Genomic DNA, 21,518 nt, shown 5'->3' on the forward strand with positions numbered 1-21,518 from the left:
TTTCAATACTTCCTTTACTCTTTATTAATATCGGTAATGAATTTATATAATTTAGAGATATTTATTTAATAGACATAATTGCTTACAACTAAATAAAAACGCCCGTGATACCAATCAGCATCACGGGCGTTATTGACTGAGCAAGTTAAGGCTAACCGTTCGCTTGCGGCTCTTCCTCTTGGCTTGGCAATGCATTCCATACGGCTTTTACTAAGGTTGCAAGAGGAATGGCGAAGAATACGCCCCAAAATCCCCACATTCCGCCAAACACCAGCACCGCGACAATAATGGCGACCGGATGCAAGTTAACGGCTTCGGAAAACAACACAGGCACCAACACATTACCATCGAGTGCTTGAATGATGCCATAAGCCAGTAATAGCCAATAAAAAGGAGGAGTTAGCCCCCACTGGAACAAACCGACAACCGCAACAGGTACCGTCACCACCGCCGCTCCGATGTATGGAATTAACACCGATAACCCAACCGCCACTGCGAGCAGCACCGAGTAACGCAAATCCAACACAGCAAATGTGATATAACTTGCGACCCCAACGATTAAAATTTCCAACGCTTTACCACGAATGTAGTTGGTAATTTGATCGTTCATCTCATACCACACTTTCATCGCTAGTTTACGATTGCGTGGCAACACGCCTGAGGCCATATTGAGCATCTGCTGCTTATCTTTAAGTAAAAAGAATACCAGTAGCGGCACTAACACCAAGTAAATAGCAAGAGTGGCAACGCTCATCAATGAGGCGAATGAGCCTTTAACCACGGTTTCACCCATCTGAATTACTTGGTTCTTGGTATTCACCACCACCGTTTCGACCAACTGTAAATTCGCCAGCTCAGGATATCGCTGTGGAATCGACGCGATGAACTTTTGCAGTCCGCTGTACATACTTGGCACATCATTGAGCAAATTTCCCACCTGTTGCCATATGGTCGGAACCAAGACGAACACGGCCAGTACCATTAAACTGGTAAATGTCACGATGACTAAAATGGTCGCCACCATTCTTGGAATGCCTAACCGTCCAAGTTGAACAACGGGCCACTCCAACAAATACGCGAGCACAATCGCTACTAATAACGGCGCAATCAAATGACCGAAAAAGTAGATAATGATGAACCCGAATAAGAGTATCGCAACGAGACTCACGGCATGAGGATCAGAAAAACGCCGTTTGTACCAGCGAACGATCATGTCAAACATTCAATAAATTTCCTTTGCTCACGTCTAAACAGTAGTACCCTTCCATGTGGGTACATTCTACTTTAAACCCCTGAAGATGAAGACAATTAACGATATCTGTTTTGGCAGATTTGTCACCAACCCAAAGCGTATATGCTTGCTGTTCACTGTGATTAATGTGACGTTTAGCAAGTAATAACGCCATCGGACAACGCTCATCACGTAAATCTAAAATATTGGGTTTCATTCTGTCGATTGATGCTTATCATAGTGCCAACATTGTATAGTGTTTTTGCTATAGCGTCAGTGAAAAGCACAAGTAATTACTCGCCCTCATCAAAGCGTGTATTTGACGTCTATTGTTTAAATTTGTCGAGCTTTCCCATAGGCTTACTCATAGCTTGAAACAAAAATGCTGCGGTGATGTCAAACCTCAATAAGAAAAGGACAATGACTCATACTATGTTGAAACGCACTCGCTCGTTACTTTACTTGTGCATCGTAACCGCTCTATCGCCGGCGCTGCCAAGCCAAGCGAACTCTCTTGATCTTCCCGATATCGGTACCGCGGCAAGCGGCACATTGACCATTGCTCAAGAACGTCAATACGGTGATGCGTATATGCGCATGTTACGCAATAGCCAGCCCATTATCAGTGATCCGGTGATAAATGAGTACATCGAGAGTTTAGGCCATCGCTTGGTTGCCAATGCCAATGATGTCAAAACGCCATTTACTTTCTTTATGATCCGTGACCGTAACATCAACGCCTTTGCCTTTTTCGGCGGATACGTTGCGTTGCATTCCGGATTGTTTTTACACGCTAAATCCGAAAGTGAATTAGCCTCGGTCATGGCGCATGAAATTGCCCATATCACGCAGCGCCATTTAGCTCGAAGTATGGAAGACCAGGCTCGCCGTTCGCCAGCAACCTTGGCCGCACTTGCCGGTTCACTATTGTTGGCCATTGCTGCGCCTGAAGCGGGAATTGCCGCAATGACAGCGACCACCGCAGGTAACGCGCAAAGTCAAATTAACTATACCCGCTCGAATGAACAAGAAGCCGATCGATTTGGTATCGCCACTTTGGCTAAAGCGGGCTTTGAAGCGCAGGCGATGCCAAGATTTTTTGGCCGTCTAGCGGATGAATACCGTTATGCCAGTACACCGCCTCCGATGTTACTCACCCACCCGCTTCCCGAAGCGCGTATCACCGATAGCCGAGCGCGCGCTGCCAGTTATCCTGAGAAACACTTATCACCATCGTTGAGTTATCATTTAACACGTTCACGAATTGTCGCTCGGTATGCAGGCATCAATGGTGAGGCAGCGCTAGACTGGTTTAATCGGGCAGAAAAAGGCGCAAGTCAGCAATTAAAGCCCGCTTTTGATTATGGTCGAGCTTTGGTGTACCTCGATAAGCGTGACTTTGATAAAGCGCAACCTATGCTTGAAGCGTTGCTCAAACAGGATCCAAACAATAACTTTTACCTTGATGCAGCGACCGATCTTTACTTAGGTAAAAAAGAGTATCAAAAAGCACAATCGCTGTTAGAAACCGCACTGAAAGTGAATCCGAAAAACCCGGTACTGACAATTAATTATGCCAACAGCTTAATTGAAGACAGTAAAAACCAACAAGCCGTGAAAGTGCTTCAGCGTTATACCCATGATAATCCTGATGACCTTAATGGCTGGCACCTACTTTCACAAGCCAATTCCCACCTAGGGAAAAGCCAAGAAGACCTCGCGGCACGAGGTGAAATTCTGGCCTTAAAAGCGGATTGGAATAAAGCGATTCAGTATTATACGCAAGCCAGTAAACTTGCCGATTTAGGTAGCCTGGAACAGGCGCGTTATGACGCACGCATTGACCAATTAATGTCACAACGTGACCGCTTTATGGCCCTGCAATAACAATAATATTTAGGAGAAAACCCACATGTCTGTCGTTATTTATCACAACCCTCGTTGTTCAAAAAGCCGCGAGACCCTTGCGCTTTTAGAGCAGAAAAATATCACCCCTGAAGTCGTAAAGTATCTTGAAACTCCGCCAAGTGTTGAACAACTCAAAACTCTTTATACTCAACTCGGCGTGGATAATGTGCGCGCAATGATGCGTACAAAAGAAGCCGAATACAAAGAGCTCAACCTGGCAGATGCCAACGATGAGCAACTGTTTGAAGCCATGACCAGTCATCCTAAATTGATTGAGCGCCCTATTGTCGTTAATCAAGGCAAAGCCAAACTGGGCCGCCCACCAGAGCAGGTGCTTGAGATTTTATGAGTTATCAAATTGTCGTACTGTATTACAGTCGACATGGATCAACCCAGGCGCTGGCTCGTCAAATTGCAAGAGGGGTTGAATCGGTTGCTGAGTGTGAAGCGCTTTTGCGCTGCGTGGCAGAAATAGAGGTCGAGAATCCACAGCCTGATGACCCGCTCATCACCCCCAGTGAACTAAAGCACTGCCATGGTTTAGCGATGGGTAGCCCAGTCTGGTTTGGGAACATGGCAGCGCCGCTGAAACATTTTTGGGATAAAACCACCGAGCTTTGGGTCTCCGGTTCACTCATTGATAAACCAGCATGTGTGTTTACTTCGTCATCCAGTCTACACGGAGGACAAGAGACGACGCTGCAAACGATGATGTACCCACTACTACATCACGGCATGATGGTGCTCGGCATTCCCTATAGCGAGCCAAGCCTACATACCACCCGCAGTGGCGGTACTCCCTATGGCGCCTCAGCCCATGCCAACAACCAACACAGTGGGCTTAGCCAACAAGAGAGCGAACTTGCTCAGAACTTGGGTAAGCGCTTAGCACTAACCGCTAAAAAATTGGCTCAAGAGTAAGAGGACTCAAACATGAGTGACATGCAACCATCTACGCGCAACTATCGCTTATTGGCGTTGGTCGGAAACTTGGGGTTACTGGCATGGGTCGCCTTATGGCAACTGTTCGTTTCTCCTCACCCGCACCTCAGTAGCCTCTCCTTAGCGATCGCTTGGTGTATACCGTTGCTGCTGCCCCTGCCCGGTATTCTGGCCGGAAAACCTTATACCCATGCTTGGGCGAATTTTGTCTTGATGCTCTATTTCTTACATGCATTAACGCTGTTATACGTTGATAACGGCGAACGTTGGTTGGCAGTCATCGAGCTGATGCTGACGTTTTGCGCCTTTATCGGGAATACCGTCTATGCACGTAAACGCGGTAAGGAGTTGGGCATGAAGTTGACGAAGCTGTCAGAAGTGGAAAAACGCGAAAAACAATCTTTTGAAGATCGTTAACCACGTTATGTTGATATAAAAAAAGAGCCGAAAGGCTCTTTTTTTGTTTTACTCTTGGTCAGTTGATGAGGTTTCAGCTTCATCAAACTCTGGCACCACGCCTTGCCCTTGCCATTGGAAGTTAAGCACTCGCTGCGGCGCAACAACGGGAACATCACCACCATTCATTGAAATCGCTTCTACCTCAACATTGGTTTCAAGTGGCAGTGCGCCTCCAGCTAATTCAGACTTGACCTGATCTTGCGATGCATACGTTTGGCTTTGCGCGCTTGGCATCACTGAATCTTCGAGTTGTAACACGAGCCCCATACTATTGACTTGCTGTTCGAACTCTTGGGCTGATGTCAGTAAATGCACATTAAAGGTGACGGTATCGGCTTGAATCGTCAAAATATCCAGTGATGCCACCGAGCTCAGTGCTTTCAATTTATTTTCTAATACAAAGAAGCTCACGCCACTTTCGATATCAGAAAAATGGACTTTTAACGATTCCGACGATTCACTCGCGACAACTACTGAGGCTTTTTTCGCAAAATAATCGCTGAGCTTGTTGACCATTTCCGTTGGAGCCTCATCACCGGAAGCGCTTCCAACCAGTGGTGCTTGACGTGTTTGTCCGAGCATAACCGGCTTTTGATCATACAGCGTCCAACGCAGTTGCTCACCTTGCGCTTTCACCACTAAAACAGCATCCGCTTGATAGCGCTTACTCGCCTGACGCAAAGGATCGACAAAGCCACCCCATAAATCAGACACTTCGATACCTGTGATATCATCAAAATCCCCCACCGGGGCAGTAATCGGCAAGCCACGTGTTTTGGCTTGCTGACGCACTTGCGCCAACACTTGCGAGTCCGAATGCTCCCAAGCAATAGTTCGATCGTAACGATTTTCTTCTACCAACCAAACTAAAACATCAGGGCGGTTTGCTGGCCAAAATGGGACTTGAGCCTGAGTGAATAAATCGCGAATTTGGCGGTCATTGAACACCATGCGCATTGTCGTCTGGTCGCCATTCTTACTTTGACTAAACTGCGCCAAGTAATTTGAGCTTCGCGATAAAGCTTTTTGAATTGCTTCATTATTTACCGCATTTTGATCGCCAGATGCTCGAACGATGACCTCTTTCATACCAGCGATCCGCGCCGCGCTTTCTGCGTTGCTTTCATTTTGATCTACCGCGACTTCGGTTCGATAAAGATCAACATGGCTCAATGCAAAGGCTGGAAGGTGGACCATTGCTAATGCCAATAAAGCTAATTTACGCATACTCTTCCTACATAATTGATAGAGAAAATGGATGATAAGCAACTATATCATCTTGAGCAACATCGTGGCGACTAAACAAAGCGTTGATGTCACCAATCTAACACTAAACTAACGCATTAAATGCAAACTTTGATCTAATTCAGATTGCAAACGATTGCTATGGTGATAAAATCCCGCGAATTTTGTTTTACTGCAAGGGATGTAAGAAATGAAAAATGTCATACAAGGGGCGCAAATGCTGTTTGTCGCCTTTGGTGCGCTGGTGTTGGTTCCGCTACTCACCGGTTTAGACCCAAATGTCGCGTTATTCGGTGCTGGTATGGGCACCCTACTTTTCCAACTTATTACTCGCCGCTCCGTTCCTATCTTCCTCGCTTCTTCCTTTGCTTTTATCGCTCCTATTCTCGTCGGTGTTCAAAACTGGGGTATCGCTGCCACCATGGGTGGTTTGATGGCTGCAGGTTGCGTCTACGTTGCGCTAGGCGCTTTGATTAAAGTCCGCGGCGTGGGTTTTATTCATAAAATTCTTCCCCCAGTGGTGGTTGGCCCAGTCATCATGGTGATTGGTCTTGGACTCGCACCAACCGCGGTTAACATGGCCTTGGGTAAGGCTGGTGATGGCTCAATTCAATTGGTCGAGGCCGATGCGGCATTGTGGATTTCCGCCGTGTCCTTGCTGACGACTATCGCGATGAGCGTCTTTGCCAAAGGCTTTATGAAGTTACTGCCGATTTTCGGTGGGATTGTCGCGGGTTATGTCGTTAGCCTATTTTTCGGCGTGGTCAGTTTTGATGCCGTTACACAAGCCGCATGGTTCTCGCTACCTAACTTTACTTTCCCTGAGTTCAACATTAATGCCGTACTGTTTATGATTCCAGTGGCTATTGCCCCCGCCGTAGAGCACGTGGGCGATATGCTGGCGATTTCAAACGTGACCGGAAAAGATTATATCAAAAAGCCAGGTCTTCACCGCACCATCACCGGTGACGGGGTAGCAACCATTGCGGCTTCAATGGTTGGCGCGCCACCAAATACAACTTACAGTGAAGTGACAGGCGCAGTGATGCTGACGAAAGCCTTCAACCCAGTCATCATGACATGGGCTGCGGTTACGGCGATTATTCTTGCTCTAGTGGGTAAATTGGGTGCGCTTTTACAAACCGTGCCAGTGCCGGTGATGGGCGGTATCATGATCTTGCTTTTTGGCTCAATCGCCACCGTAGGCCTAAACACGCTGATTAAAAACAATGTCGATCTTCATAAATCACGTAACTTGGTGATTGTTGCGGTGACGTTGGTATTTGGTATCGGCGGAATGGCATTTGGCATCGGCGACTTTAGCCTGCAAGGTGTGAGCTTATGCGGAATCGTCGCGATTGTACTCAACCTTATCTTGCCAAACGATTTGGGTGAGAGCCATGTGGTCGATAATGCGCAAATGGAAGAAGAAACCAAGTAGTTATCACCCCGTCGATTTTAGAAAAAAGCGGCAACCGCCGCTTTTTATTTTATCCCAATCATGGCTGACATAAGCAGACAAACTCACCGCGCGTCAAGCTGGCCAAGTCGTTTGGGGCTAACTCTATTTCAAGCCCTCGTTTGCCCGCACTGACGCATATGGTGTCAAATTCCAAAGCGCTTTGATGAATAAATGTGGGTAAGGCTTTTTTCTGTCCCAGTGGGCTTATTCCCCCCACCACATAACCTGTCACTTTTTGTGCGATATCTGGATTGGCCATGTCTGCTTTTTTGACTTTCGCCGCTTTCGCCGCCAATTTTAAATTGAGCTGCTCTGAAACCGGGATGATCGCCACCGCCAATTGGTTAGCAACACCATTTAACGCAAACAATAGGGTTTTAAAAACCTGCTGAGGGTTTTGCCCTAACACCTCAGCCGCTTCCAAACCGTAACTTTGCGCGCGCGGATCATGATCATATTGATGCACGGTATGCGCTATTTTTTTCTTCTTAGCAAGGTTGATGGCTGGTGTCATTGACGTGATAACTCCCTAAAGCAAATCGTAAAGCATAAAAAACACCGCATTACGCGGCGTTTTAGTAAAATCCAATCTGACGATAAGGTCAAGGTTACTTGTAAACAACCTCGCCAACGGGCGCGTATTGGTTAACATCTAAAGGACTGTGTGACTGAAGGTAATCCTTTAATACTTCAGCATCAACAAACCCCGTATTCACAAAGCCCGGATGGCCTGTCAATTTCGGGTAACCATCGCCTCCTGCAGCATTAAAGCTTGGTACCGTAAAACGGTAAGTGTCATCTAAACGCAATTGTTCGCCGCCGATAAACACATTTGACACTTTGCCATACTGTACGGTCATTGAAATACCGGCAAACTGAGCATAAGCGCCCGAATCAACTGGCATTGTCGCGACCTGATTAAGATAATCTAACACTTCGGCGCCGGTCATATCGGTATAAGTGATAATATTGGCAAACGGCTGAACACGTAACACATCTTTATAGGTCACTTCTCCAGCTTCAATGGAATCACGGACTCCACCTGAGTTCATTACCGCGAAATCAGCCTTCGCACGCTCCATATGTGCTGTAGCAATTAAGCGCCCGAGGTTAGTTTGCTGAAAGCGCACCACATTACGGTCCCCTTCAAGTTTGCCGTTGGTTTCCGCTACTTTAACGTTCAACTGGCTTTGCCCTTTATCCTGATAACGTTGCAGAAAATCGAGCATGGCTTGGTCTTGAGGAATTTGTGGCTCATACAGAACGCGCTGACTCTCACCGTTCACTTTAACTTTTTTCTTGAGGTTGACGGGAATCAGGTCATAACTCACTAAATTCAGTTCGCCATTACGAAATTCGTAATCCGCGCGTCCAACATACTTACCCCACTCATGCGCTTGAACGATGTAAGTTCCATTCTGTTTGTCTGGCTGACACTCATCACTGGGCTCAAAATTCTTTTTAATTACATTGGGCGCTTCCATACACACAGGCTCTTGCGAGTGACCACCGACAATCATATCCAGTGAGCCTTCATCAAGATAACGGGCCAGTGCCACATCACCTGGCGCATTGACACCGCGCTTACCGTCTTCGTAGTGCCCCATGTGCGTCACCGCAAAAATAAGATCCGGATGCTCAGATTTTTCTAGCTCAGCAATCAATTGCTTGGCTTCTGCTTTCGGATCACGAAACTCCAAACCACCAATAAATTCAGGGTTTCCTATCTTGGCCGTATCTTCGGTTGTTAAACCAATAACGGCAATTTTAATTCCTTGCTTATTGAACATTTGATAGGGCTGAAATAAGCGCTTACCGGTTGCTTTGTCATAGATATTGGCCGACAACATGGGGAAGTTAGCCCACTCTTCTTGCTTAAATAGCACTTCAAGCGGGTTATCAAATTCATGGTTCCCTAACGCCATAGCATCATAACCAATCTTGCTCATACCTTTAAAATCAGGTTCAGCATGCTGTAAGTCAGATTCCGGGACGCCGGTGTTAATGTCTCCACCAGAAAAAAGCAGTACGCTCCCCCCTTGCTGCTGAACTTCTGTGCGCAACTGATCAATCAGCGTTTTACGCGCAGCCATGCCATATTCACCATATTTGTTTTGCCAAAAACGCCCGTGATGATCGTTAGTGTGCAATACAGTGAGTTTGTAGGTCTTATCTGTTTGCCATTGATGAGCCGGTTGCGAAGCACAACCTACTAGTATTGCAAGAACTGCCGCGCTGATAGCCGACGTTGTTATGAGGCGTTTTGTCATTATCCTACCTTTTTATTTTGCTGAGATGCCACTGCCTTGTGCTCGATAGACTCATTGTTCGCCTTGCCATTAAGGGAAGCGACTCGTCTAAAGATAAATGCGAAAACCTGATAAAGTTTAAAATAATCCTTACATCAGTGTGGATTGTTTTCATCATTCTGTTGTTGAGATCACCTATAAAACTGCGCTTTAGAGGGTTTTCACACCGATAAAAACCGTCTGTAAAAGAGCGTGTTGCTCCGTTTTGGCGTAATTTTAGCCAATAAAAAAGCAGCCCTGAGGCTGCTTTTTTGTCGAACAGGTTGGTTATTTAATATCGATCGGTGCAAACCCTTTGATCAAATCGTCCAACGCTTTCATTTGAGCTAAGAATGGCTCAAGTTTATCCAATGGTAACGCCGAGGGACCGTCGCATTTCGCGTTATCAGGGTCCGGATGCGCTTCGATAAACAAACCAGCAATACCTGTTGCAAGGCCCGCTTTGGCAAGCTCTACAGTCTGCTCACGTCGACCACCTGAGGCTGCGCCCGATGGGTCACGCATTTGTAGCGAGTGAGTCACATCAAAAATGATCGGGCTGCCTTGTGATGATTTTTTCATGACGCCAAAACCCAGCATATCCACAACAAGGTTATCGTAACCGTGGCAAGAACCGCGTTCACAAAGAATGATGTTTTCATTGCCGCACTCAGCAAACTTCTCAACAATATTGCCGACTTGCCCTGGGCTCATAAACTGAGGTTTCTTAACGTTAATTACTGCCCCGGTTTTTGCCATCGCTTCGACTAAATCAGTTTGGCGAGCGAGAAATGCGGGAAGCTGAATCACATCCACCACATCAGCCACAGGCTGCGCTTGTGCTTCGGTGTGAACATCGGTAATGATTTTAACGCCAAAAGTATCTTTCAGCTCTTGGAAGATTTTCATACCTTCTTCCAAGCCAGGGCCGCGGTATGAGTGTACAGAGCTGCGATTCGCTTTATCAAACGATGCTTTAAACACATACGGAATACCTAACTTCTCAGTCACCTTGACGTAATGCTCACAAATCTGCATGGCCATATCGCGTGATTCCAGCACATTCATGCCGGCAAACAAAGTAAATGGCTTATCGTTGGCTACAGGAATATCACCAACGTGAACGATTTTTTGTTCCATCATGTTCTCTCTAATTTTTAAATTAATGCAATGTCACTGAGGTTTCACTCAGTGCAGTGACTTGATTCTTTAATAGCTCTGATGCTGGGTCATCGGGACACTGCTCAATAAAATATTGAAAGTCCGATAAAGCGACCTGATGACAATCAAGTTGCTGATAAATGAACCCACGATCACGAATTTCATAAGGATCGTCAGGGACAAAGGTCAAGGCTAAGTCAGTACAGCGCAATGCTAAAGTATAGCGCTCCTCTCTCAGTAGCGCGCTTTTGAGTAAAGCTAACCAGCGGCCAATGACCGTTGGATTGTCTGCGGTTTTTAGGTGTTCAGCTTTCAGTTTTGCCAGCGGACCACTGTGACCAATCAACCAGGCATGCAGTGTATGTTGTGACACATACTCACCATTGTACGGGTTGATATAGACGGGCTTTTCACCGTACCAATCTAATTTAATCAAGAATTGCGTCGGAAAGGTGACACCTTGAATCGGAAAGCCAAGCTTTCTTCCAAAATAAAGCAATAGCGCGCCTAAACTCACTGGAATCCCTTTGCGGCGTTCAAGCACTTTATCGATAAAGCCATTAGCAGAATCGAAGTAGGCGTTTTGGTCCCCCTCAAACCCCCACTCGGAGTAAAACAAGCGAAGGAAGGATTCAAAACGCTGTTGCTCATCACGTTCATGAGCGAGCGCTAACTCAGCCTCGCGAACCAAACGGGCCAATTCGGCTTCACTCCAACTCACTTGGGTCTCTGGATTGACGGCTTTATTTAGTACCAATGCTCCTTCGACCAGTTCCATTGCATCAAAGTCTTCATCTACTAAACCTAACATTTGATGCTCCATACTAACCCATCAAAATTGGCATTTTGGTCATCGCAATCTTGCCCGCCATGATCAACCAGCCGAGTGCACCAAGAAACGCCAAGCTGCGAAGCAAGCGATTTTTACCCAGTTTCAACGCAAACAACGCCAGAGCGAAATACGCCAAAATACAAGTAATCTTTTCGGTTAACCACGGCGCAGAGTCTGTAAATGGAATAAAACCGGTGATATAAATCAAGGCGATACCTGATAGCAATAAGCAGGTATCGTTAATATGCGGAAAGACTTTGAGAAATTTATTTTGTTGAAATGGAGAGTTGGCCATCATCAGGCCAAATCGAATAGACAGTAGCGTGGCACTGAGTGCTACGGTTAACATGTGAAAGTGCTTTAAACCTTCGTACATAAATGTCTCTCTTATCCTTAATCGCTAAACATTCCGAGTGTCACTCGGTCATTATTGCCGTAATCTTTTTCAGTTGATACCTGTAGGTATCCCAAACTTTGCATGATATCACGCACCGCTAAGCCCTGATCATAGCCATGTTCAAACATCAACCAACCACCGCTGATAAGATACTCACGAGCATGAGTAGCAATATATCGAATATCCGCTAACCCTTGGTCATCAGCGACCAACGCCGTGCGCGGTTCAAATCGCACATCGCCTTGAACCAAATGGGGATCTTGAGCGTCAATATACGGTGGATTAGACGCAATCAAAGCAAACTTTGTACCAGAGGGCAGCGGTTCAAACCAACTTCCTGCGCAAAAACGCACATTAGTGATACCAAGATTGTGCGCGTTCCACGTTGCTAACTCTTGTGCTTCTTGCTGAAGATCGATACCAATGACTTGATGCCTCGGCAGTTCTGAAGCTAACGCCAACGCAATCGCTCCGGTGCCCGTACCTAGATCAAGAATATCGCCCGTCAATGGCGTGGCTTTATCCAAAGCGAGTTCGACTAAGCGCTCAGTATCCGGACGAGGAATCAGGGTTGAAGGCGAGACTTTTAGCGGTAATGACCAAAATTCACGTTCGCCAACAATATAAGCGACCGGTTCACCAGCAACACGGCGAGATAATAAGTTGTGGAAGTCATTGATTTGGTCGGCCGACAGTACTTTGTCGGGCCAAGTCAGTAAATAGGTGCGGGATTGATTAAGCAGGTGGCAAAGTAGCACCGTAGCATCAACAGACGGCGAGTCACTGCCACTCGTCGCCAATTGTTGGGTTGAGCTCTTAAGCGCCTGTTCAATGGTGGTTTGCGCCATCGCCATTAGTTACTTTCAGCAAGGGCCGCCAGCTGATCCGCCTGATGCTCTTGAATCACCGGATCAATCAAGCTTTGAAGATCGCCTTCCATCACTTCATTCAAACGATAAACCGTAAGGTTGATACGGTGGTCAGACACACGGCCTTGCGGATAGTTATAAGTACGAATACGGTCACTACGGTCACCTGACCCCAGTAAGTTACGACGCGTATCTGAGACTTCTGCCGCACGCTTCGCTTCTTCCGCTTGAATGATACGTGCCGCCAACACAGACATCGCTTTCGCTTTGTTTTTATGTTGCGAACGTTCATCCTGACACTCGACCACCGTGCCGGTTGGCAAGTGAGTAATACGAATAGCAGAATCCGTGGTGTTGACGTGCTGACCACCCGCGCCCGATGCTCGGAAAGTATCGATTTTTAGATCGCTGGCTTTGATTTCAGGAATTTCCGCTTCAGGAATTTCAGGCATAATCGCGACAGTACAAGCGGACGTATGCACACGTCCTTGAGATTCAGTAGCAGGCACACGCTGTACGCGATGACCGCCCGATTCAAATTTCAAGATGCCGTAAGCCCCTTCACCAGAGACTTTAGCAATCACTTCTTTGAAGCCACCATGTTCCGCTTCACTGGCTGACATCATCTCAATACGCCAACTGTTTTTCTCTGCAAAACGGCTATACATACGGAATAGGTCACCCGCAAAAATACCGGCTTCATCGCCACCCGCACCAGCACGAATTTCAAGGAAACAGTTGCGATCATCATTTGGGTCTTTCGGTAGCAACAAGATCTGCAGTTCTTCTTCGAGACGCTCAATGGTATTTTTTGACTCTGCGATCTCTTCTTGCGCCATTTCGCGCATCTCTTCATCGTCTTCTTTTGCCATCTCTTGCGCGGCAATCAGATCTTCCTGCGCTTGTTGATAAGCTTGAAAACACTTAGTGACTTCTTCGAGCTGGGAATACTCTTTCGACAATGCACGGAATTTATTTTGATCGCCGATAACATCCGGATCACCAAGAAGGTGCTGAACTTCTTCATAACGTTCAACTAACGTTTCTAGCTTAGTTAGAATTGAGGGTTTCATAGTTTATTAAACTCAGGAGTGATGATTATTGTGGGTCGTCGAGACCCAAGCTTTGTCTTATTATCGCCAGTTTCGCTGGCTCGCCCTGCTCGGCGGCACTTTGCAGTGCCCGAGTCGGTGCATGAATCAATTTGTTGGTGAGCTTATTACTCAGCTCTGTTAATACTTTTTGTGGATCAGCGCCTTGTGCCAATGACTGCAAACCTTTACTTAAAAGCTCTTCGCGTATGTCATTCGCCGACTGACGATAATCTCGAATACTATCTACCGCCTGCAGTGAGCGCATCCAAGACATAAACGATGCACTTTCTTCACTGACGATGGCCTCAGCTTGAATAGCTTCGACTTTGCGCTGTTCCATATTGCTGTCGATGATGGATTGTAAATCATCCACCGAATACAAATAGACATCATTGAGATCTCCGACCTGCGCTTCGATGTCTCGAGGAACGGCAATATCAACCAGCAACATCGGCTGATGACGACGCGTACGTAGCGCAGTTTCAACCATGCCTTTACCGATGATAGGTAAAGGGCTGGCCGTTGAGCTGATCACAATATCGGCTTTCGCTAAATGTTCTGGGATTTCGGGTAAACCGATGACTTCTGCACCAAACTCACCCGCTAGCCCCATTGCCCTTTCACGCGTTCGATTCGCAACAATCATATTTTTGCAGCCGTTTGCCGCCAAATGTTTGGCCACAAGTTCAATCGTTTCGCCTGCGCCAACCAACAACACCGTGCTGTCATCGAGCGACTCAAAAATATGTTTTGCCAGCGTACAAGCGGCATAAGCAACCGAGACTGCATTACCACCGATATCCGTTTCAGTTCTAACGCGCTTAGCAACCGAAAAGGCTTTTTGAAATAACTTTTCTATTGCCGGATCAACCGCTTTATTTCCCCGTGAATCAAAATACGCCTGTTTCACCTGCCCCAATATTTGAGGCTCACCAAGAACCAGCGAATCAAGACCACAAGAGACTCGCATTAAATGACGAATCGCCGCTTGCTCTTCATGAATATAGATGCTTGGTTTCAGTTCTTCCGGTGTGACTTGATGAAATTGCGATAACCAATCAATCAGCTTACTTTTTCCTGACGATTTTACATCACAATAAATTTCGGTGCGGTTGCAGGTAGAGACAATCACGCTGCCATTCACTATCGGATTATCACTGAGCTGCTGCAAAGCATTCGGCAGTTTATCGGGGCCAAACGCAACTTTTTCGCGCAGCTCGACAGACGCCGTATTGTGATTAATACCAATAGCGAGCAAAGACATGTATCGTGGGTTCTCTGAATCTGGTCAATATGGATGAGAAGTGAATTTTACTTGATGCCCCGTATGATTGAAAGGGCATTCGGTATTTGTTTTCATCACCGTGTACGATCAATGATATAGTGGCCTAAAGCCAATAGATGCCTGAAAAATATAGAGCCTTTATGATAAAAACTCAATTCCGTATGGTTTGGCTACTGCTTTTTGCCTTGTTAATGGCGGGTTGTAGTAGTTTGAAAGAAAGCACCACCAATGTTGAATGGCAAGCCCATCAGCAAAAATTGGCTGCCATTACCGATTACCGCGCATCAGGAAAACTCGGTTATATATCGCCACAAGAAAGACAGTCTCTCAATTTCACTTGGCGCCGTTCCCCACAACGCAGTGAGCTGCGCCTAAGTACCTTTCTTGGGCAAACCGTACTTAACATGACAATCACCCCCTCAGGTGCTCATGTTGAAACTTATGACGACCAAAAGTTAGATGCTGACAACGCCGAACAGTTGATTTATCGCCTCACCGGGTTAGTGATGCCTGTTGCTCCTCTCTCCTCTTGGCTACTTGGCGCTCCGAATCAAGCTGATAATTACCAACTCAATCAAACTCATACACTGAGTTGGCTGGAAAAAGACCTTAACGGACAGCGCTGGCATTTAGATTATTTGCGCTATCAAGACCATCCATTTAATGGCCTTGCTACGCCGCTTCCAAGTAAACTCAAGCTAACACAAAACAACATTACTATTAATCTCGTTATTTCAAAGTGGACGTTTAATTAATGATTGTGGAAAAGACCCATTGGCCATCGCCAGCCAAATTGAACCTATTCTTATACATTACAGGCCAGCGAGCTAACGGTTATCACGATCTGCAAACCCTGTTTCAATTTGTCGATTATGGTGATGAACTGACCATTCAAGCGAATACAAGTGGTGAGATCGAACTAGCCCCAGCTCTGCCTGGCGTCGCTCTACAAGATAACTTAATTTGGAAAGCGGCCAATGCGTTAAAGGCGCATTCTGGTTGCCCACTTGGGGCCAGTATAGAAGTAAATAAGGTGCTGCCCATGGGCGGCGGGATTGGCGGTGGTTCATCTAATGCGGCCACCGTATTGGTGGCACTCAACTATTTGTGGCAGCTTAACCTTCCTTTTGAACAGTTAGCAGAAATCGGATTGCAACTGGGCGCGGATGTTCCGGTCTTCGTGCACGGACACGCCGCATTTGCCGAAGGCGTAGGGGAAAAGTTGCAACCTGTTGAAGTTGAAGAAAAATGGTATTTAGTTGTTCGGCCAAACGTCAGTATTTCGACAGCCGACATTTTTACGCACCCTAATTTGACGCGAAATACGCCCAAGCGAGCACTGGCAACACTTCTTGACGATCCTTACGAAAACGATTGCGAAAAAATTGTCCGAATGCTCTACCCAGAGGTTGATAAGCAACTTTCTTGGCTGCTACAATACGCGCCGTCAAGATTGACGGGGACGGGTTCATGCGTTTTTGCTGAATTCTCGAGCAAGAATGATGCACTCTCTGTCCTTAAAAAATTGCCCGACACCGCGTCGGCTTTTGTGGCAAAAGGCAAGAACGCTTCACCGTTACATGAGACACTGACTAAATACCAATTAGTCGACAACCAATCTATCTAAAACTGGACGCAACCTTGAGGTTTCCACCGTGCCTGATATGAAGCTATTTGCTGGTAATGCAACGCCTGAACTAGCCCAACGTATTGCTGACCGTCTATACATTTCCCTTGGTGATGCTACTGTTTCTCGCTTTTCTGATGGCGAAGTTGCAGTGCAAATCAACGAAAATGTTCGTGGTAGCGATGTATTCATCATTCAATCTACCTGTGCTCCGACCAACGATAACCTAATGGAACTCGTGGTTATGATTGATGCAATGCGCCGTGCTTCAGCGGGTCGTATTACAGCAGTTATCCCTTACTTCGGTTATGCACGACAAGATCGCCGCGTGCGTTCAGCCCGTGTGCCAATCACGGCCAAAGTAGTCGCCGATTTCCTTTCTAACGTCGGTGTTGACCGCGTTCTTACTATTGACCTTCACGCAGAGCAAATTCAAGGCTTCTTCGATGTACCGGTAGACAACATCTTTGGTACGCCTGTACTGCTTGAAGATATGGAAAACCGTGGCCTAGAAAATCCAGTCGTCGTTTCTCCTGACTTAGGCGGTGTTGTTCGCGCACGTGCAACCGCAAAAGCTCTAGGTGACATCGATATCGCTATCGTTGACAAACGTCGCCCACGCGCCAACGTTTCAGAAGTCATGAACCTTATCGGGGATGTTGAAGGACGCGACTGTGTCATCGTTGATGACATGATCGATACCGGCGGTACGCTATGTAAAGCGGCTGAAGCTCTGAAAGAACGTGGAGCTAAGCGAGTATTTGCTTACGCGACACACGCCGTATTCTCTGGCAACGCAGCAAGCAACATTAAAAACTCTGTGCTTGACCAAGTGATCATCACTGATTCCATCACCCTAGCTCCAGAAATGGCAGCCACCGGAAAAGTGACTCAGTTAACGCTATCGACCATGCTGGCAGAAGCGATTCGTCGTATCAGCAATGAAGAGTCGATTTCGGCAATGTTTAACGCGTAATCACAGCGTGAGTTAAATGATAAAAGCACTTCTCAAATGGAAGTGCTTTTTTGTTTTCTACCCGCAAACAAGCCTGTCTCAACACCATCTCGCACCAAAGGATATTTCTGTGCTATCATACCGCGCTTTTTAAGAATCCAGAGAGATCCTACCTTGAGTCAACAGATAAAACTGCTGGTTGGGCTAGCCAATCCTGGGCCCGAATATAAAAACACTCGACACAACGCTGGCGCTTGGGTGGTTGAAGAACTGGCGCGCGTACACAACGTGGTATTAAAAAATGAGCCAAAGTTTTACGGTTTAACTGGACGTCTCATGGTTAACGGGCAAGATCTTAGGCTTCTTATTCCAACAACATTTATGAACTTATCGGGCAAAGCCGTCTCAGCTCTGGCAAAGTTCTACCAAATTACGCCTGAAGAGATCATGGTCGCTCATGATGAATTGGATTTACCACCAGGGGTCGCTAAATTTAAGAAAGGCGGCGGTCATGGTGGCCATAATGGCCTGCGCGACATCATCAGTAAGCAAGGCAATAATAAAGATTTCTATCGGCTGCGGATCGGCATTGGTCATCCGGGGCATAAAGACAAAGTTGCAGGCTATGTGCTAGGTAAAGCCCCTGCATCCGAACAACAGTGCTTAGACGCCGTGGTGGATGAATCCGTTCGCTGCCTCGACATCTTACTGAAAGATGGCCTAAGCAAAGCACAAAATCGATTACACACGTTCAAAGCTGAATAAGGTTACTATCATGGGTTTTAAATGTGGCATCGTTGGTTTGCCAAACGTTGGTAAATCAACTCTGTTTAACGCACTCACTAAAGCGGGAATTGAAGCCGCTAACTTCCCTTTCTGTACTATCGAGCCAAATACCGGTGTAGTACCTGTACCAGACTTACGTCTTGATGCATTGGCCAACATCGTCAACCCACAGAAAGTGTTGCCAACCACCATGGAATTCGTTGACATTGCAGGCTTGGTTGCTGGCGCGTCAAAAGGTGAAGGCTTAGGTAACAAATTCCTCGCAAATATTCGCGAAACAGACGCTATCGGTCATGTTGTACGTTGTTTTGAAAACGAAAACATCGTCCACGTATCAGGTAAAGTGTCACCAATTGAGGACATCGAAGTCATCAATCTCGAATTGGCGATGGCAGACCTTGATTCCTGCGAACGTGCGATTCAGCGTAATGCTAAAAAAGCCAAAGGCGGGGATAAAGACGCAAAATTTGAGCTCACTGTACTTGAAAAAATGCTGCCTGTACTCACCGAAGGCGGTATGGCTCGTAGCATCGAGTTGTCAAAAGAAGAGTTAGCCGCCATCGGATACCTTAACTTCTTAACGCTGAAGCCAACGATGTACATCGCTAACGTCAATGAAGATGGTTTTGAAGATAACCCTTATCTTGATGCTGTACGTGAATTTGCTGAAAAAGAGAACAACGTTGTCGTTCCTGTGTGTGCAGCCATCGAGTCTGAGCTTTCTGAACTAGAAGATGACGAGCGTGAAGAGTTCTTGGCGGATATGGGCATTGAAGAACCAGGTCTAAACCGCGTGATTCGCGCGGGTTACGAACTGCTTAACCTTCACACCTACTTCACCGCTGGCGTAAAAGAAGTACGCGCTTGGACCATTCCAGTCGGCGCGACAGCTCCCAAAGCAGCTGGTAAAATTCACACAGACTTTGAAAAAGGCTTCATTCGAGCTGAAGTTGTTGGCTATGACGACTTTATTCAATTCAATGGTGAAAGTGGCGCAAAAGAAGCCGGCAAATGGCGTTTGGAAGGTAAAGAGTACATCGTCAAAGATGGTGATGTTGTTCATTTCCGTTTCAACGTTTAATAAGTTGATGAAACTTAGCTAAATTTGCAAATAGAGAGGCCAGCATTCACGCTGGCCTCTGTGTTTTAAAATGAAAAATAGCGACAATCTTATTGGCAGTGAGACGCACGTTTTCTAACACTTTTTGATCATTAACACGCCTCTTTGTTTAAAAAGAAACCGAACGATTCGTTTATCCCGATTTATTCAAAAAAAAAGTTGACGGTTCTTATTGATATCCGCATAATGCGCCCCGTTCCCGCGAGATGTAGTCTCGTTTAAGAGCAAGAAAAAATTAGGTTTTGGCTACGTAGCTCAGCTGGTTAGAGCACATCACTCATAATGATGGGGTCACAGGTTCGAATCCCGTCGTAGCCACCATTCCTAAATGCTTTTTTAGTAAGAGTTTTTAGGAATAATGCGGAAGTGGCGGAATTGGTAGACGCACCAGATTTAGGTTCTGGCGCCGCAAGGTGTGAGAGTTCAAGTCTCTCCTTCCGCACCATTATTCTCTCTTCGAGAGTTGTGATAAGCGCAAGCTATCATTGTAGGGCTATCGCCAAGCGGTAAGGCAGCGGCTTTTGATGCCGCCATTCCCTGGTTCGAATCCAGGTAGCCCTGCCATTTTTTCTAAAGTGTTGGCCCCAAAAGGGTTGTCACTGAGCAAGAGAATGTATATATTGTCTCGCTCCACGAGTGGCTACGTAGCTCAGCTGGTTAGAGCACATCACTCATAATGATGGGGTCACAGGTTCGAATCCCGTCGTAGCCACCATTTATTTAACATTATCTGTTTTTACCAATTAACAGTTAATGCTAAACATCAAGACGCGGAAGTGGCGGAATTGGTAGACGCACCAGATTTAGGTTCTGGCGCCGCAAGGTGTGAGAGTTCAAGTCTCTCCTTCCGCACCATCTTGATCATAAAAATTTTGCGGAAATGGCGGAATTGGTAGACGCACCAGATTTAGGTTCTGGCGCCGCAAGGTGTGAGAGTTCAAGTCTCTCTTTCCGCACCATTATTCTCTCTTCGAGAGTTGTGATAAGCGCAAGCTATCATTGTAGGGCTATCGCCAAGCGGTAAGGCAGCGGCTTTTGATGCCGCCATTCCCTGGTTCGAATCCAGGTAGCCCTGCCATTATTAGATTTAAGTTGAATCGTCAGCTTAACAACGTGACTAAGCTATGCCATTGGCTTACTCACCATGAATAAATGCGGAAGTGGCGGAATTGGTAGACGCACCAGATTTAGGTTCTGGCGCCGCAAGGTGTGAGAGTTCAAGTCTCTCCTTCCGCACCATTATTCTTCTCTCTATAGAGAACCCAGACTCGCTGAAAAGCGGTCGCTGTAGGGCTATCGCCAAGCGGTAAGGCAGCGGCTTTTGATGCCGCCATTCCCTGGTTCGAATCCAGGTAGCCCTGCCATTATTTTATCAAGTTGATATTGTCAGCTTGAAAAGCTTACTGAGCATCGCCATTTATACTTAGTAAGTTGAGAACAAATGCGGAAGTGGCGGAATTGGTAGACGCACCAGATTTAGGTTCTGGCGCCGCAAGGTGTGAGAGTTCAAGTCTCTCCTTCCGCACCATATTAAGATCGAAAGATCACAGAGTGGCTACGTAGCTCAGTTGGTTAGAGCACATCACTCATAATGATGGGGTCACAGGTTCGAATCCCGTCGTAGCCACCATTTACATTGCAATACATTTTCGCGGTGGTGGCGGAATTGGTAGACGCGCTAGCTTCAGGTGCTAGTGTCCTTTAGGACGTGAGGGTTCAAGTCCCTCTCTCCGCACCAAGACAATGTATAACAGATTTTGTAGGGCTATCGCCAAGCGGTAAGGCAGCGGCTTTTGATGCCGCCATTCCCTGGTTCGAATCCAGGTAGCCCTGCCATTATTATGCTAAGTTGAGGTT

Annotated in this window: 21 protein-coding genes and 13 tRNA genes; 23 read left to right on the forward strand and 11 right to left on the reverse strand. The window is 46.5% G+C overall.

Features of this window, described 5'->3' with window-relative positions:
* Positions 1–151 precede the first annotated feature (151 nt).
* Positions 152–1,222, reverse strand: a complete 1,071-nt coding sequence (locus ACFFUV_RS08160; protein ID WP_390191111.1) for an AI-2E family transporter — start codon at positions 1,220–1,222, stop codon at positions 152–154.
* Complete coding sequence (locus tag ACFFUV_RS08165) at positions 1,215–1,448, reverse strand: sulfurtransferase TusA family protein (protein WP_390191113.1); 234 nt, start codon at positions 1,446–1,448, stop codon at positions 1,215–1,217. Before ACFFUV_RS08165 ends, ACFFUV_RS08160 begins: the two co-directional genes overlap by 8 nt.
* A gap of 215 nt (positions 1,449–1,663) precedes the next feature.
* Between ACFFUV_RS08165 and bepA the strand changes: the two genes are divergently transcribed.
* From bepA to ACFFUV_RS08185, 4 genes are read left to right on the forward strand one after another with little or no spacing between them, the layout of a single operon-like run.
* Entirely contained in the window at positions 1,664–3,118 is a 1,455-nt protein-coding gene (bepA, locus tag ACFFUV_RS08170; RefSeq protein ID WP_390191900.1) for a beta-barrel assembly-enhancing protease, read from the forward strand.
* A 25-nt stretch (positions 3,119–3,143) separates the two neighbouring features.
* Positions 3,144–3,488, forward strand: a complete 345-nt coding sequence (gene arsC, locus ACFFUV_RS08175; protein WP_390191114.1) for an arsenate reductase (glutaredoxin) — start codon at positions 3,144–3,146, stop codon at positions 3,486–3,488.
* Positions 3,485–4,060 carry an NAD(P)H:quinone oxidoreductase gene (wrbA, locus tag ACFFUV_RS08180; RefSeq protein ID WP_390191116.1) on the forward strand — a complete coding sequence of 192 codons (576 nt, stop codon included), beginning with the start codon at positions 3,485–3,487 and terminating at the stop codon, positions 4,058–4,060. The genes arsC and wrbA overlap by 4 nt, the downstream gene beginning before the upstream one ends.
* Before the next feature lie 12 nt (positions 4,061–4,072).
* On the forward strand, positions 4,073–4,498 hold the full coding sequence (locus ACFFUV_RS08185) for a DUF2069 domain-containing protein (protein WP_390191118.1): 426 nt from the start codon (positions 4,073–4,075) through the stop codon (positions 4,496–4,498).
* A 48-nt stretch (positions 4,499–4,546) separates the two neighbouring features.
* On the opposite strand, the gene ACFFUV_RS08190 is transcribed toward ACFFUV_RS08185, so the two are convergent.
* Complete coding sequence (locus ACFFUV_RS08190) at positions 4,547–5,767, reverse strand: DUF8605 domain-containing protein (protein WP_390191119.1); 1,221 nt, start codon at positions 5,765–5,767, stop codon at positions 4,547–4,549.
* Between the two features lie 208 nt (positions 5,768–5,975).
* Between ACFFUV_RS08190 and ACFFUV_RS08195 the strand changes: the two genes are divergently transcribed.
* Positions 5,976–7,226 carry a uracil-xanthine permease family protein gene (locus ACFFUV_RS08195; RefSeq protein WP_390191123.1) on the forward strand — a complete coding sequence of 417 codons (1,251 nt, stop codon included), beginning with the start codon at positions 5,976–5,978 and terminating at the stop codon, positions 7,224–7,226.
* Between the two features lie 58 nt (positions 7,227–7,284).
* On the opposite strand, the gene ybaK is transcribed toward ACFFUV_RS08195, so the two are convergent.
* From ybaK to hemA, 8 genes are all read right to left on the reverse strand, one after another.
* Positions 7,285–7,761 (reverse strand): Cys-tRNA(Pro) deacylase, encoded by a 477-nt coding sequence (ybaK, locus tag ACFFUV_RS08200; protein ID WP_390191124.1) that lies wholly within the window; start codon positions 7,759–7,761, stop codon positions 7,285–7,287.
* Between the two features lie 94 nt (positions 7,762–7,855).
* Entirely contained in the window at positions 7,856–9,517 is a 1,662-nt protein-coding gene (gene ushA / locus ACFFUV_RS08205; protein ID WP_390191125.1) for a bifunctional UDP-sugar hydrolase/5'-nucleotidase UshA, read from the reverse strand.
* A gap of 306 nt (positions 9,518–9,823) precedes the next feature.
* Positions 9,824–10,675, reverse strand: coding sequence for a 3-deoxy-8-phosphooctulonate synthase (kdsA, locus tag ACFFUV_RS08210; protein WP_390191901.1), 852 nt, complete (start codon positions 10,673–10,675; stop codon positions 9,824–9,826).
* Between the two features lie 22 nt (positions 10,676–10,697).
* Entirely contained in the window at positions 10,698–11,507 is an 810-nt protein-coding gene (locus ACFFUV_RS08215) for a SirB1 family protein (protein WP_390191127.1), read from the reverse strand.
* A 13-nt stretch (positions 11,508–11,520) separates the two neighbouring features.
* The gene (locus tag ACFFUV_RS08220) at positions 11,521–11,904 is read right to left on the reverse strand and encodes a SirB2 family protein (RefSeq protein WP_390191129.1); all 384 of its coding nucleotides are present in this window, start codon (positions 11,902–11,904) and stop codon (positions 11,521–11,523) included.
* A gap of 17 nt (positions 11,905–11,921) precedes the next feature.
* On the reverse strand, positions 11,922–12,773 hold the full coding sequence (prmC, locus tag ACFFUV_RS08225; protein WP_390191903.1) for a peptide chain release factor N(5)-glutamine methyltransferase: 852 nt from the start codon (positions 12,771–12,773) through the stop codon (positions 11,922–11,924).
* Positions 12,774–12,778: 5 nt separating this feature from the next.
* Positions 12,779–13,867 carry a peptide chain release factor 1 gene (gene prfA / locus ACFFUV_RS08230; RefSeq protein WP_390191132.1) on the reverse strand — a complete coding sequence of 363 codons (1,089 nt, stop codon included), beginning with the start codon at positions 13,865–13,867 and terminating at the stop codon, positions 12,779–12,781.
* A gap of 25 nt (positions 13,868–13,892) precedes the next feature.
* A complete protein-coding gene (gene hemA / locus ACFFUV_RS08235) occupies positions 13,893–15,152 on the reverse strand; it encodes a glutamyl-tRNA reductase (protein ID WP_390191134.1) in 1,260 nt (419 codons plus the stop codon).
* 161 nt (positions 15,153–15,313) lie between these two features.
* On the opposite strand from hemA, the gene lolB reads away from it, so the two are divergent.
* The 18 genes from lolB to ACFFUV_RS08325 all read left to right on the forward strand — a co-directional run bounded on the left by lolB (position 15,314) and on the right by ACFFUV_RS08325 (position 21,497).
* The gene (gene lolB / locus ACFFUV_RS08240) at positions 15,314–15,928 is read left to right on the forward strand and encodes a lipoprotein insertase outer membrane protein LolB (RefSeq protein WP_390191137.1); all 615 of its coding nucleotides are present in this window, start codon (positions 15,314–15,316) and stop codon (positions 15,926–15,928) included.
* On the forward strand, positions 15,928–16,800 hold the full coding sequence (gene ispE / locus ACFFUV_RS08245; RefSeq protein WP_390191140.1) for a 4-(cytidine 5'-diphospho)-2-C-methyl-D-erythritol kinase: 873 nt from the start codon (positions 15,928–15,930) through the stop codon (positions 16,798–16,800). The genes lolB and ispE overlap by 1 nt, the downstream gene beginning before the upstream one ends.
* Before the next feature lie 28 nt (positions 16,801–16,828).
* A complete protein-coding gene (locus tag ACFFUV_RS08250) occupies positions 16,829–17,776 on the forward strand; it encodes a ribose-phosphate pyrophosphokinase (protein ID WP_093275393.1) in 948 nt (315 codons plus the stop codon).
* A 153-nt stretch (positions 17,777–17,929) separates the two neighbouring features.
* Positions 17,930–18,520, forward strand: coding sequence for an aminoacyl-tRNA hydrolase (pth, locus tag ACFFUV_RS08255; protein ID WP_390191142.1), 591 nt, complete (start codon positions 17,930–17,932; stop codon positions 18,518–18,520).
* Positions 18,521–18,530: 10 nt separating this feature from the next.
* Positions 18,531–19,622, forward strand: coding sequence for a redox-regulated ATPase YchF (gene ychF / locus ACFFUV_RS08260; protein ID WP_390191144.1), 1,092 nt, complete (start codon positions 18,531–18,533; stop codon positions 19,620–19,622).
* 283 nt (positions 19,623–19,905) lie between these two features.
* Positions 19,906–19,982 (forward strand) — tRNA-Met (locus tag ACFFUV_RS08265).
* A gap of 39 nt (positions 19,983–20,021) precedes the next feature.
* A tRNA-Leu gene (locus ACFFUV_RS08270) sits at positions 20,022–20,106 on the forward strand.
* Positions 20,107–20,150: 44 nt separating this feature from the next.
* A tRNA-Gln gene (locus ACFFUV_RS08275) sits at positions 20,151–20,225 on the forward strand.
* A 74-nt stretch (positions 20,226–20,299) separates the two neighbouring features.
* Positions 20,300–20,376, forward strand: a tRNA-Met gene (locus ACFFUV_RS08280).
* A 55-nt stretch (positions 20,377–20,431) separates the two neighbouring features.
* Positions 20,432–20,516, forward strand: a tRNA-Leu gene (locus ACFFUV_RS08285).
* Positions 20,517–20,535: 19 nt separating this feature from the next.
* Positions 20,536–20,620 (forward strand) — tRNA-Leu (locus tag ACFFUV_RS08290).
* Between the two features lie 44 nt (positions 20,621–20,664).
* A tRNA-Gln gene (locus ACFFUV_RS08295) sits at positions 20,665–20,739 on the forward strand.
* Between the two features lie 76 nt (positions 20,740–20,815).
* A tRNA-Leu gene (locus ACFFUV_RS08300) sits at positions 20,816–20,900 on the forward strand.
* A gap of 50 nt (positions 20,901–20,950) precedes the next feature.
* A tRNA-Gln gene (locus ACFFUV_RS08305) sits at positions 20,951–21,025 on the forward strand.
* Between the two features lie 79 nt (positions 21,026–21,104).
* Positions 21,105–21,189 (forward strand) — tRNA-Leu (locus ACFFUV_RS08310).
* Between the two features lie 25 nt (positions 21,190–21,214).
* A tRNA-Met gene (locus tag ACFFUV_RS08315) sits at positions 21,215–21,291 on the forward strand.
* A 21-nt stretch (positions 21,292–21,312) separates the two neighbouring features.
* A tRNA-Leu gene (locus ACFFUV_RS08320) sits at positions 21,313–21,399 on the forward strand.
* A 23-nt stretch (positions 21,400–21,422) separates the two neighbouring features.
* Positions 21,423–21,497, forward strand: a tRNA-Gln gene (locus tag ACFFUV_RS08325).
* The last annotated feature ends 21 nt before the right edge of the window (positions 21,498–21,518 follow it).

The organism is Vibrio olivae (assembly GCF_042428525.1).
Taxonomy (GTDB): Bacteria; Pseudomonadota; Gammaproteobacteria; order Enterobacterales; family Vibrionaceae; genus Vibrio; species Vibrio olivae.